Origin of the sequence: Bartonella sp. AP72JLCBS, from assembly GCF_042195705.1 — a bacterium.
Lineage (GTDB): Bacteria > Pseudomonadota > Alphaproteobacteria > Rhizobiales > Rhizobiaceae > Bartonella.
The window spans coordinates 112,098-124,661 of record NZ_JBHIOU010000005.1; the positions used below are offsets into that span (position 1 = coordinate 112,098).

At 39.8% G+C, this 12,564-nt stretch carries 10 protein-coding genes and 3 pseudogenes; 9 read left to right on the top strand and 4 right to left on the bottom strand.

Features of this window, described 5'->3' with window-relative positions:
* Positions 1–138: 138 nt before the first annotated feature.
* From ACFILO_RS04345 to ACFILO_RS04365, 5 genes are all read left to right on the top strand, one after another.
* Positions 139–1,083, top strand: coding sequence for a YopJ/AvrA family T3SS effector serine/threonine acetyltransferase (locus tag ACFILO_RS04345; protein ID WP_375677899.1), 945 nt, complete (start codon positions 139–141; stop codon positions 1,081–1,083).
* A gap of 736 nt (positions 1,084–1,819) precedes the next feature.
* Positions 1,820–2,482 (top strand): lysozyme, encoded by a 663-nt coding sequence (locus ACFILO_RS04350; RefSeq protein ID WP_375630096.1) that lies wholly within the window; start codon positions 1,820–1,822, stop codon positions 2,480–2,482.
* Positions 2,479–2,715, top strand: a complete 237-nt coding sequence (locus ACFILO_RS04355) for a hypothetical protein (protein WP_273790902.1) — start codon at positions 2,479–2,481, stop codon at positions 2,713–2,715. The genes ACFILO_RS04350 and ACFILO_RS04355 overlap by 4 nt, the downstream gene beginning before the upstream one ends.
* Positions 2,639–2,851, top strand: coding sequence for a hypothetical protein (locus ACFILO_RS04360; protein WP_273790903.1), 213 nt, complete (start codon positions 2,639–2,641; stop codon positions 2,849–2,851). Before ACFILO_RS04355 ends, ACFILO_RS04360 begins: the two co-directional genes overlap by 77 nt.
* Positions 2,844–3,056, top strand: a complete 213-nt coding sequence (locus ACFILO_RS04365; RefSeq protein WP_375617918.1) for a hypothetical protein — start codon at positions 2,844–2,846, stop codon at positions 3,054–3,056. The genes ACFILO_RS04360 and ACFILO_RS04365 overlap by 8 nt, the downstream gene beginning before the upstream one ends.
* Positions 3,057–3,588: 532 nt before the next feature.
* Here ACFILO_RS04365 and ACFILO_RS04370 read toward each other — a convergent pair.
* Positions 3,589–3,807, bottom strand: coding sequence for a hypothetical protein (locus tag ACFILO_RS04370; protein WP_375677907.1), 219 nt, complete (start codon positions 3,805–3,807; stop codon positions 3,589–3,591).
* A 10-nt stretch (positions 3,808–3,817) separates the two neighbouring features.
* Between ACFILO_RS04370 and ACFILO_RS04375 the strand changes: the two are divergent.
* Positions 3,818–3,987: pseudogene (locus ACFILO_RS04375) on the top strand (integrase); the annotation flags it as partial.
* 776 nt (positions 3,988–4,763) lie between these two features.
* Here ACFILO_RS04375 and groEL read toward each other — a convergent pair.
* The 3 genes and pseudogenes from groEL to groES form a co-directional block, all read right to left on the bottom strand.
* Positions 4,764–4,966, bottom strand: a pseudogene (gene groEL, locus ACFILO_RS04380) (chaperonin GroEL); the annotation flags it as partial.
* 75 nt (positions 4,967–5,041) lie between these two features.
* Positions 5,042–6,685 carry a chaperonin GroEL gene (groL, locus tag ACFILO_RS04385; protein ID WP_273790908.1) on the bottom strand — a complete coding sequence of 548 codons (1,644 nt, stop codon included), beginning with the start codon at positions 6,683–6,685 and terminating at the stop codon, positions 5,042–5,044.
* Between the two features lie 58 nt (positions 6,686–6,743).
* Positions 6,744–7,040 carry a co-chaperone GroES gene (groES, locus tag ACFILO_RS04390; protein WP_005774667.1) on the bottom strand — a complete coding sequence of 99 codons (297 nt, stop codon included), beginning with the start codon at positions 7,038–7,040 and terminating at the stop codon, positions 6,744–6,746.
* A gap of 227 nt (positions 7,041–7,267) precedes the next feature.
* Here groES and fumC point away from each other — a divergent pair, with 227 nt between their 5' ends.
* The 3 genes and pseudogenes from fumC (at position 7,268) to ACFILO_RS04405 (ending at position 11,393) form a co-directional block, all read left to right on the top strand.
* The gene (gene fumC / locus ACFILO_RS04395; protein WP_375611602.1) at positions 7,268–8,656 is read left to right on the top strand and encodes a class II fumarate hydratase; all 1,389 of its coding nucleotides are present in this window, start codon (positions 7,268–7,270) and stop codon (positions 8,654–8,656) included.
* A gap of 1,003 nt (positions 8,657–9,659) precedes the next feature.
* Positions 9,660–9,877: pseudogene (locus tag ACFILO_RS04400) on the top strand (lyase family protein); the annotation flags it as partial.
* 628 nt (positions 9,878–10,505) lie between these two features.
* Positions 10,506–11,393, top strand: a complete 888-nt coding sequence (locus ACFILO_RS04405) for an outer membrane protein (RefSeq protein WP_375677900.1) — start codon at positions 10,506–10,508, stop codon at positions 11,391–11,393.
* The last annotated feature ends 1,171 nt before the right edge of the window (positions 11,394–12,564 follow it).

A 12,564-nucleotide genomic window follows, 5' to 3' on the forward strand; every position in this document is an offset into this window, starting at 1 on the left:
TAAAAATATGAAAACGGCATTATTATGCTCTCATCGCCTCACCTTTCAAGATGCAAAGGCTTGTTTTTCAAAACATTGTTTAGCCAGAATTGAAGAAGATAGTATCACTTATCGATCATCAACATAGAGGCTAAGATTATGAAGCCACAAGATTCTCCCCCACCACATTCCTCACAAACCCCAGAAGGGGCCAGTGCACCTGAAGGGGCGCATGCAAATGCATCATTAGACACTCTTACTGCACATTTAGAACGGCTTAACATTGAAAAAATAAAAAACACCCCTTTTAATCGTGCGGAATTAAAAGATATTATTGCCGGTTTAGAAAAGCATAATGCCGATGGCAGTTGGATCAAAAATTATTATGATATTCTAGATCTGTACATGATGCCAGCCTTGGTCGATCAAGCAAATCGTAAATATCCAGAGATGAATCTCAAACTTACAAGCCCCCCTGACGGCTTTGCCCTTGCACTCAAAGAAACGCTCGAAAAGGGCATAAAATCTTCTAGGCTGATCGTTAACGCACAAGATAGGGGAATTCATTTTGCGGTTGTCGATCATCAAACCATTGATAATAAAACATCTCTGATATTTTTAGAACCTACCTCACTGCGTGACACGCTTCCCGCATTACTTGCATTAAGAACGCGACAATCCATTGAACATCACCAATTTCCGAATATTCATTTTGCCATGGTAGAAATGGATATTCAACGAAGCTCCTCTGAATGTGGGATGTTCAGCTTAAGCCTTGCCAAAAAGCTTTATCTCGAAGCTCAAAAATTAGAAAGACTACACAAAGATAATATTAAGGGTGTGTTATGTGAACCAGACACGCCTTTACCTGCTGAAAAATTAGATCCATATCTTCCAGCTCGTTTATACAAACACGTGCAAGGCAGAAGACGTCTTGGGGAATATCTAAAAGCCAATCCAGAAGCAGCACAGGAGAAAGTAAACAAAAAAGGCGAAACCCTAAACGAGAGGTTTGAGAGAAGCTTGGTAGCAACAGAAGGAAAAACTGTTTCCGTTTCACAACACAGAAAAAGAGCCACAGAATACAAATCTCTAATGATGTAAGTGAGGCTTTTTCCATATTCCTATTCATCAAAGAACGAAGAGAGGCTGCTTTACGGCTAAGATTTCTCTAAGCAAACCAGCTTTTGCGCTCATAAAACAAAAATAGCAAACAACTTTTCTCTTAAAGGGAAAAAGCACCATTGTCCTATAAAAACCAGCCCCTCTTAAAATTATATCAAAATTCCACAGCTCTTGTTAGCCCAAAGCTCTGTGTAACAATGAGACTCTTTGGATAAGCAAAACGTTTGATACATAAAATATTTAATGCTTTCGTCTTCAGTAAAAGCATATGTCTTGTTTTTCTGAAAGTGTCCACTTCGTATCTCAAGCCCCCCACATCAATGCCATACGACGAACACAACCGCAATAGACCACACTTATCGTGCATCAACTAAACAGCTTCCCGCACCCCAAGAAGGCTCCATCAAAAACACCAGGACAAGCTCTTAAAATCAACAACCTCTCTTAACGGAAAACACCAGCCCAACCATTATCCCTCTTGGCCAACCATTATCCCACTTGCCCAACTATTACTCCTCTTGCCCAACCATTATTCCACTTGCCCAGCCATTATCCCTCTTGGCCAACCATTCCCCCATTCCCTAAGATGTCACAACCAACCTTTTGATTTCATAAAAGTTTCACATCTCTTCTGTTTTTGAAGCGTGAAAAAATTCATTTTTAATCTGTCAACCAGCCTCACGTTAACGTGAGGCTTTATTTTATGGAGAAGCAAATGAGAAAAATATCTAAAGCAGGGCTTGCGCTCATTAAACAATGGGAAGGATTGCGTTTACAAGCCTATAAAGATGCCATCGGGGTGTGGACAATTGGCTATGGTCATACCAGCGCGGCTGGCAAACCGTTCGTTCACAAGGGCATGATCATTACTGAAAAACAAGCAGAAGAAGTTCTTTCTCAAGATTTAAGACAATTTGAAAATACCGTTGAAAAACATGTGACGGTTTCTTTAACGGATGAACAATTCGCCGCGCTCGTATCGTTTTGCTATAATATAGGAACATCGGCTTTTTGTAATTCGACCCTTCTAAAAAAGCTCAATAATGGCGAATATGAAGCCGTCCCTTCTGAGTTACAAAAGTGGACTAAAGCAGGAGGAAAACGTCTTCACGGTTTAGTGCACCGTCGTGCAGCAGAATCGGGATTATGGGCAAAAGGGGCTTATGTTTCTCCCAACTACCAAACTGTAGAAACGCAAGCTCCAATGGGATTTTTCAAAGCAGAAGCGCTTACACCGATTATTGGTTCTTTTTCTGGACTTGGGGGCTTATTGGCAGGCAATGGTCCTATCCAATGGGCATTAGCAACCATTATGGTTTTAGCCGCCTGCGTTGGCATTTTCTTTGTGGCAAAACGGTTTCGGGAGCAGCGCTTATGATGTGGTGGTTGAAAAAAAATCTGATGATAACAGGAGCGGCTCTGACCGCTTTTTTTATCGCTTTAGCAAAAGCTTTCACTCTTGGAAAGAAGGTTGAACAACAAAAGCAAATAGAAAAAACGCTAAAGTCATCAACAACACGGCTAGAGGTGGAAAATGAAATTAATCAAAAAAGTGATGCTGATGTACGCGCTGCTCTTACTCACTGGTTGCGCGATAAAAACAATCAATGAGCCTTTTTCTTGCGTTGGTTGGATGCCCATTTATTTAGACAAAAAAGATCTCAATATCATCAGTTCAAATCTCGCAAGAGATATTTTAAAGCATAACAAACAAGGGGAAGGCTTGTGTGGGTGGAAACATGGCTAGAAAAAAAACAGAAAAACAAACAGAGCTTACAGAAAAGGAAAAAGAAATCCTACAAGAAATCATCACAACGTATAAAAGTGTAAAAATGATGTCACGCTATACGAAGTGGATTATATTCATCATTTTCTTATTAGCACTTGATTTTTCACGGATCATAGATGTGCTGGGAAGTATTTTTACACAAAAATCGAATATTCAGCTCTAAAATAAACAAAAAACGTGAGACGTGTTAAATCTTTTAAATATAAAAAGCCATTCGTTATTTTTTGAAAACATGGAGTTTTATTGATGATTTTTCATGTCTCACGAGAAGTTTTTACACGCCTCACAAACGTCGCGCTCTTCACAAACACTTTCATGAAATGAATTTAAGGGCATGAAGAGAGATTTTTAACCAACGCGTAAGTCAGCAACTTTGGTAACATAAGAAAAGGATCATACCAACATACATTTTTTTAATAATCTATTGATATCCAAATGATTTTATACTCTTCATAAATAGCATTGCCAAGAATTTGTATTAAAAGACATTTCTTTTAAAGAAGCGCATAAACAAGCAATGTAATGGTAGCCTTACATAAAACCTCTCATCTTTACGTTGAATAAAAAAGCAAGCCGGCTCCTCCCACCCTCTCAATGCCCTGCCTCCCAATGCCCTGCCTCCCAATGCCCTGCCTCCCAATACCCTGCCTCCCAATTTCCCCCTCCCAATTCCCTGCCTCTCAATTTCCACCCTCTCAATTTCCACCCTCCCAATACCCTGCCTCCCAATACCCTGCCTCCCAATTTCCCCCTCCCAATTCCCTGCCTCTCAATTTCCACCCTCTCAATTCCCTGCCTCCCAATACCCTGCCTCCCAATTCCCTGCCTCCCAATGCCCTGCCTCCCAATACCCTGCCTCCCAATTTCCCCCTCCCAATTCCCTGCCTCTCAATTCCCTGCCTCTCAATTTCCACCCTCTCAATTCCCTTATGTTCTATGCATAAAGGTCAAGTTGAAGAGAATATATGGAAAATCCTTGGCTCGAAAATATGAAAAGAAGGCATGAGGCTACAACAGAATTTCGCGTGCCTTTATCATCAGAAGCATTAAAAATTCTAAAACAAGCGCGCCTACTGTCTCGTAATGATTTTTTTCGGCTACCTGTCATGGTCCCCTTAGTTCAAAAATTGCTCCCCACTCAAGAATTTTCTGTCACAATATAGGCAACAAACAGAACTTGAGTATAACAACATGGGTTTGGCTCCAATTTAGGTGATGAGCTTACCGAAGAAAAGATGAGAGCAAGGCGAAAAATTAGCTTTTGTCTTTAAGCTTCTCAAATGGAGCAGTCTCCCCATTTCAGAGATCAACGAAACAGAGAGATGCTTATTCTCCTATGCAAAAGCTTGAAATACCAGCATCTTATTCATAAAAAACAAACCAGCCCCATCATGCTCTTTTCAACTCTGTCTTTCCAACGCTCAATAGGTACTAACTCTTAACTACTGACTCTTTTTAACTACTGACTTTTAATGATTGCGTTGGTTCATAAAAACCGTAGTGACCTCTCACCTTATGAAGCACAAACACAGGATTTTTTAACGATGCATGCATAAACCTGAAATAAAAAAAACAGAACTGTATTAGGAATAAATGATTATAAATCAAATAGTTATATTTTTATTAGCACAATATTTTCAAAGGAAACCACGATCCCCGCACAATAGAAACATTTCATAAAAACAAGAGAAAAAGCTATGGATTAAGAGTGAAATTCATTCACAATAACGGTAGATCAACCAAAGGAGAATAGAACAATCCTATAAGATAAAGAAACTATCATAAAAGGAAAAACTGTATGAAACGTGAAAAAGCATAAAAAAAACGGGCACAGAAGACCCGTTTCTTTATTACGTCTATGGAAAAGAGCTTAGAAATCCATTCCACCCATTCCACCCATTCCGCCAGCAGGCATCGGAGGCATTGGTGTATCTTTCTTTGGAACTTCAGCAACCATTGCTTCTGTTGTGATCAGAAGGCTCGCAATTGAAGCCGCATTCTGAAGAGCAGAACGCAAAAACTTTCACAGGATCAACAATTCTTGAAAGCAATCAAATCACCAAATTCACCGGTTGGAAAACATGAAAAAGCATAAAAAAAAACGGGCCCAGAAGACCCGTTTCTTTATTACTTCTATGGAATAAGAGCTTAGAAATCCATTCCGCCCATTCCACCCATTCCGCCAGCAGGCATCGGAGGCATTGGTGTATCTTTCTTTGGAACTTCAGCAACCATTGCTTCTGTTGTGATCAGAAGGCTCGCAATTGAAGCCGCATTCTGAAGAGCAGAACGCACAACTTTCACAGGATCAACAATTCCCAAAGCAATCAAATCACCGAATTCACCAGTTGCGGTATTGTAACCATAAGTGTCAGCATTATTTTCCAGCACTTTGCCCACAATAATAGCGGCTTCTTCACCAGCATTGCTTGCAATCTGGCGCGCTGGTGCTTGTAGAGCACGACGAACGATACTAATACCAGCTTCTTGGTCAGGATTACTTCCCTTAACGGTCAACGCATTTGCTGCACGCAACAATGCGGTACCACCACCAGCAACAATACCTTCTTCAACAGCAGCACGTGTTGCATTCAAAGCATCATCAACACGGTCTTTCTTTTCTTTCACTTCAACTTCTGTTGCACCACCCACACGGATAACAGCAACACCACCAGCGAGTTTAGCAAGTCTTTCTTGCAATTTTTCACGGTCATAGTCAGAAGTTGTTTCTTCAATCTGAGCCTTGATTTGATTGACGCGAGCAGTAATTTCGCTCTTTTGTCCAGCACCATCAATAATGGTGGTGTTTTCTTTAGAAATATTCACTTTCTTTGCACGTCCAAGCATATCCAAAGTGACATTTTCAAGTTTAATGCCCACATCTTCAGAAATAACCTGTCCGGATGTCAAGATAGCGATATCCTCTAACATTGCTTTACGACGGTCACCAAATCCAGGAGCTTTTACAGCAGCAATTTTCAAACCACCACGCAATTTGTTGACAACGAGCGTTGCCAAAGCTTCACCTTCCACATCTTCAGCGATAATGAGAAGTGGTTTTCCAGACTGAACAACAGCTTCAAGCACAGGAAGAAGAGATTGCAAATTAGACAATTTCTTTTCGTGAATGAGAATGTAAGGATCATCAAGATCAGCGACCATTTTCTCAGCATTTGTGACAAAATAAGGGGAAAGATACCCACGGTCAAATTGCATTCCTTCAACGACTTCTAATTCCGTTTCAGCGGTTTTAGCTTCTTCCACGGTAATGACGCCTTCATTGCCCACTTTTTCCATAGCATCAGCGATCATTTTACCGATTTCAGCAGCGCCATTAGCGGAAATTGTTCCCACCTGTGCAATTTCTGCTGAAGTTTGAATTTTTTTTGCTTTTTTGAAGAGGTTTGCCACCACTTCTTCAACAGCAGCATCAATCCCACGTTTAAGATCCATTGGGTTCATGCCCGCAGCAACAGCTTTAACACCTTCTTGCACAATAGCTTGTCCTAAAACAGTTGCTGTTGTTGTTCCATCACCAGCGATATCATTGGTTTTAGAAGCAACTTCGCGCAACATTTGTGCACCCATATTTTCGAACTTATCTTCCAGTTCGATTTCCTTTGCAACGGATACACCATCTTTTGTGATGCGAGGTGCACCGAATGATTTATCAATCACCACATTGCGACCTTTAGGGCCGAGTGTCACCTTAACAGCATTAGCAAGGATGTCGACACCGCGCAACAAACGCTCACGCGCTTCACGGCCAAATTTGACTTCTTTAGCAGCCATTTAATTTCTCCTTGGAGTTTTCTCAAAATAGTACACAATGAAAAACTAAGTGCTTCAATTAGCCCATAATTCCCATAATGTCAGATTCTTTCATGATGAGGAGATCTTCCCCATTAATCTTGACTTCAGTTCCAGACCATTTTCCAAACAAAATACGGTCTCCTGTTTTGACTTCTAAAGGCACGCGCTTTCCGTTATCATCGAGAGCGCCATTGCCAACAGCAATCACTTCGCCTTCTTGGGGTTTTTCTTTTGCTGTATCAGGGATGATAATCCCACCAGCCGTTTTATTTTCAGATTCAACCCGACGGACAACGACACGGTCGTGAAGTGGGCGGAATTGTATATTAGCCATGTTTTAAATCCTTAAAACTGAACATAATTGAATTAATCTTAAAAGTTCTTGCTAGCACTCTCAAATTACGAGTGCTAGCATGTGTTAGATATAAAATCGGCATCTCTCAATGTCAAGAATAGCCATAAAAATAATTTCTCTAAATGAAGCTTCAAAGTCTTGCCTCTTATTGCACTTTCGCGTTATCTATCTTTTTTGAGAACCCGTGAACAAAAAAGGATCTTATCATGGTTGAAACACGTCAGGAAACGGATAGCTTTGGAACGATTTCGGTACGTCAAGATCGTTATTGGGGCGCACAAACTGAACGTTCTCTGCATAATTTTAATATTGGCAGTGAAAAGCAGCCTCTTGCCATCATCTATGCCTTAGTCCTTGTCAAAAAAGCAGCAGCGATTGTAAATATGGGCAAAGGAAAACTACCAGAAAATATTGGAAAAGCAATTATTGCCGCCGCTGATGAAGTGCTTGCTGGCGATTTTGATACGCATTTTCCACTGTCCGTCTGGCAAACAGGTTCTGGCACACAAAGCAATATGAATGTCAATGAAGTCATTGCTAATCGTGCTAGTAAGATTTTGGGAGGAAAACTTGGAAGCAAAAAACCAGTTCATCCCAATGACCATGTCAACATGAGCCAATCATCGAACGATTCCTTTCCCACGGCGCTTCACATTGCCACCACGTTGCAAACACGCCAACACTTACTGCCAATCCTTGAAGCTCTTATTGCGACATTAAAACAAAAAGAGCAAGAATTTGCAGATATCATTAAAATCGGCCGCACCCATACGCAAGATGCAACCCCTTTAACCTTAGGGCAAGAATTTTCAGGCTATCGTGCCGCATTAGAAGCCAATTTTCAGCGTATTGAAAATGCTCTAACCGATGTCCAAATGCTTGCTCAAGGTGGTACGGCTGTTGGCACAGGGCTGAATGCGCCAAAAGGTTTTGACGTTGCTTTTGCGCAAACAGTGAGCACTCTCACAGAAATAACGTTCCAAACTGCCAGCAATAAATTTGAAGCACTTGCCCATCATGGCGCCCTTGCGCATTTCCACGGGAGCTTGAATGCTCTCGCTGCTGATCTGTTTAAAATTGCCAATGACATTCGGTTTTTAGGCTCTGGTCCACGTTCCGGTTTAGGGGAACTCAGTCTTCCTGAAAATGAACCCGGATCTTCTATTATGCCCGGCAAAGTCAACCCCACGCAATGTGAAGCCTTAACCATGGTCGCATGCCAAGTTTTTGGTAATCACACCAGCGTAACCTTTGCCGCAAGCCAAGGACATTTTGAACTCAACGTTTATAAACCTGTTATTGGCTATAACGTTTTACAATCAATTACCCTTCTTGGTGATTGCATGCGTTCTTTTGATATGCATTGCATTCAAGGATTACGGGCCAATCGTGTTCATATTCACTCACTCATGGAGCGCTCACTCATGTTAGTCACAGCTCTTGCACCAGAAATTGGCTATGAAAAAGCTGCTGAAATTGCCAAAGCAGCGCATAAAAATGATACAACTTTGCGCACCGAAGCATTAAAAGCAGGTGTTTTTGTAGAGGATTATGACCGATTAGTTGATCCTAAAAAGATGATTGCTCCCCAATAAACAACCCACTAAAAAAGATGCAAACATCTTAAAACAAATCTTTCTGTCAAAAGATCGGGGTGTAAACACCCCGATGATGACCGATAACAATTACCCACAGCGTTCATTTTAGGCTCTGATCCGCATTTATGCTATGGGTGGTTTTGTTGCTTATATTGTACTTAAAAGGCACAACGGTTTTGCAAAGGCATGGATAGTCATAGCTCAACACCCAATGGCTATACTGGCAGAAAGTGATTTAAATGGATATGACCTTAAGGTGTTTTTCATTCTAGCTTCGCGTCTTGATTTTGAAAATCTATTAGCTATCAACCAAACAGAATTAGCTCAAAAAAATCGGTATTATCGGTATTAATAGACATAATTTCAATCGAAGTATAAAAAGATTAATGAATTCATCGTAGTTACGCTTTACAATGTTATCATTATTGATAACATTGGGTAGATAACTCTTATCTCAATGAGATAATGTGTTTATTTATAATGATAATCTAGCGTTATCCATATTGAACGAGAATCCTAAATACCGTAAGATTTTCTCATTTTAAATCGGTCCCATGTTGCATCAATCAAAATCACTGACTTGCACATCACAAACGCAATGAATGTATGAATAGAAATTGTATCCGATAAGGACTACAAACGCCTCTAATGAACCACCTCAAGTGCCAAGGACTGTCACAACGGACAAAAGGGGCCTCTGTCACAACATTGTGGAGAGGACTGTCACAACAACCCCACGAACTGGCAAATATAGTAATGGTACCGGCGTGCTCCTTTATGAAGCGTAAAAGAGATGCTCAATAGATTTATTATTATACCATTCACAATCGCTGTCATGAAATGGGTTTAGGAACATTGAGAAATGTCTCCTTTATGAAGCGTAAAAGAGGTGCTCAATAGATTTATTATTATACCATTCACAATCGCTGTCATGAAATGGATTTAGGAACATTGAGAAATGTCTCCTTTATGAAGCGTGAAGATGGGAGTGCTCAGTAGAGGAACAGCTGCTGGAACAAAATTCAATGCACCGAAAGGTTTTGACCTTTGCTGAAACAATCAGCTCTCTAACGGGGATATCCTTGACAGCTCGCAAGAAATTGGAGGCATTTGCCCATTATAGCGCCCTCACCCATTTCCACAAAAACCTGAATGGCACGCGCTAATCTCTTTAAAATCGCCAACGACATTCAGTTTTTAGGCTCTCATCCACGTTCCGTCTTTAAGCGAACGGAACGGAGAGTTTATCCGTTTTACATGACGTATAAGAAACCTCATGAGACTTGAGATTCTCGCACTTTACTCCTTCTTATTCTTCGTATTCCATTCAATCAATCAAAACTATTCGCTTGGATTATCATAAGCAAAAGTGGCATATAGATAAAAAAGAAATAAAGTCGCTCATCCCCTCAAGTGCTCAAAAGGCTATCGCAATACAAAGCTATGCAATATCAGAAACGAGCAAAGAATATGATGGTGCCAATATGCATTTTTTACGATCAATTGAATATGTAAGCACATTGATGTCAATCATAATGGATAATACATTTAATAACAAAAAGTGTTTTAATATATATAAAATAATGTTTTTTAATAAGTAAAAAGCTTATTTACTATACTATAATTTTTTCTAAAACACAGAGAACACTGAAGGCGTATAAAAAAATCCTGAAAAATCAATATAAACCCGGCATAATAGCATGAAAACAAGTTTTAAGAACGCTTAAATATGGATAATTATAGAGTTTTTGAGTGTTTTAGTTTTCATAATGATATTAAGTATAGATTTTTTTAACCAATTTGTATATAATACGATTTGTATCTGAAATAAATTGGGGACGTTTTTATGAAAACAAAATGTTTAGTTGCACTATCTATTTTCATCTTCATTACCGCTTCAACAGCGCAAGCAGCAGATACGGTAATCTTTAAGCAATCAGAACCGAAGGTTTCATTGCAAGATGTTTCATCGTCACGTATTTCACCGGTTACTGTTTCTGCGCCTTTTTCTTGGTCTGGTTTTTATTTTGGAGGACAAATTGGATATTTTTCCAATAAAAATACTCTAAATTACGCACAAGAAGCTAGGGACGGAAAATGGGCTTGGGTTGATAGAGATTTATCACCGAAACTATCAGGATTGAGAGCAGGTTTGTATGCAGGTTCTAATATTGATCTGGGAGATCTTGTTTTCGGTTTTGATACCGATATGGTCTGGTCTGGAAGGAAAAGCACCCAAACAGACAATGGAAAGAAAATTCTAGATGAATCAAACTCCATTAACATTGCCTTTAAAAAAGCTGGGATTCCTATCATAAAACCTGCAGCTCAGGGTGAAACGATATCCAACTATGGTGACATTGTTGTTAGCAGTGTAACATTGAAAGAAACGTGGTCTGGTGCCACGCGCGCGCGTATTGGTTTTGCTTCCCATCGTCTTATGCCTTATATTGCAGGGGGTATAGCCTATAGACAGATGCAATATATCATGTCACTTTTATCAAAATCGCAAGAAGATTCGACAATTTTTGCTTCTGGCAATGTGTTAGATGAGACAAAAACAATGTTTGGTTACACTGTTGGTGGTGGTTTTGATCTTGCAATGACAGATAATATCATCATGCGTACAGAATATCGTTATTCAGATTTTTTTAAAAAGAAATTTGCAAACGATAACCTTAAAATCTCTTCTCAAACGCATGATGTTCGCTTTGGTATCGCTTATAAATTCTAAGTTTTGTAGAAAAATTGAACGATTAAAAAACCCTGTTAAAAACGGGGTTTTTTAATGCCCCTTTCCCCCTAAAAAGACGTAGATTCTAAAAACCTGTACTAAACTGTAAACAAATAGTCACGAAACAATAAAGCCTCTCCCTCTCTTAAAGCAAGCTCCTATCCTCTCAGCCTTTCATGTAATGCCTTTGGAATATAAAAGCTTTACCATCATACCACTGGGTGCCATCGTAAAATAAATGAGAGCCGTTATTTAAGAGATATTTCTTTAAAATAAATATAGATATTGTGCATCAATTGCAGTTTTATAAGATGATGTTGACTTGGCCTCCCCGCTCTTAAAGGATAAAGATTCTAAACACCCATTTTTAAACACCCATTTTTAAACACCATGTCCGTTTATAAAAGCACAAAAACCCTTGGAGACTCTTGGGAGATATTGGGGGATCTTGGGCGGGCTTCTTTGGGTTCCTCCTCATGGAATGCCCTTAAATCTCAAGCAAGATAAACACTGAAGAATATCCAACACACACCGAAAAAAATACTGTAACGTTTCAAGGAAGTATGCCCTATATGACCACACTTCAAACAACAGTATTTTACCGCTATTATATGCCAGAGTGGAGAGAGGATATTGCGGTTCTCTGTTTATGTAATTTCTGTAACGGGAAGACAGCTTCATTTGGAGAGAACATGAAGTTGTCAAGGTAAAAAACCAATTTCCAACCTTACCATTTCCCTCTGCTTTACAACTTTCAAAAGCCTCTAAAGCAAAATCTTTTAAGCCTCTCATGCTCCTGCCTTTTAAAGAGTGGAGATTACGCACTACCCCATGTTTTTGTTGCTCACATATCTTTTTGGCGATCACGCCCCTCATGTCATACGACAACGCTTCAAACCAAACACACTCAAATCCAAGACACTTGGGTTGCCAATTCACATGCGTGTTTTAAAGAAACAGCTCTCAAAACCCTCAAGCCCATTTTGCGACAGCACCTACAAGAATATAAAATCTATAAAGCCTCTAAAGCACTATTTTTTAAGCCTCTAAAGCTCCTGTCTTTTAAAGAGTGGAGATTACGCACTACCCCATGCTTTTGTTGCTCACATATCTTTTTGGCGATCACGCCCCTCATGTCATACGACAACGCTTCAAACCAAACACACTCAAA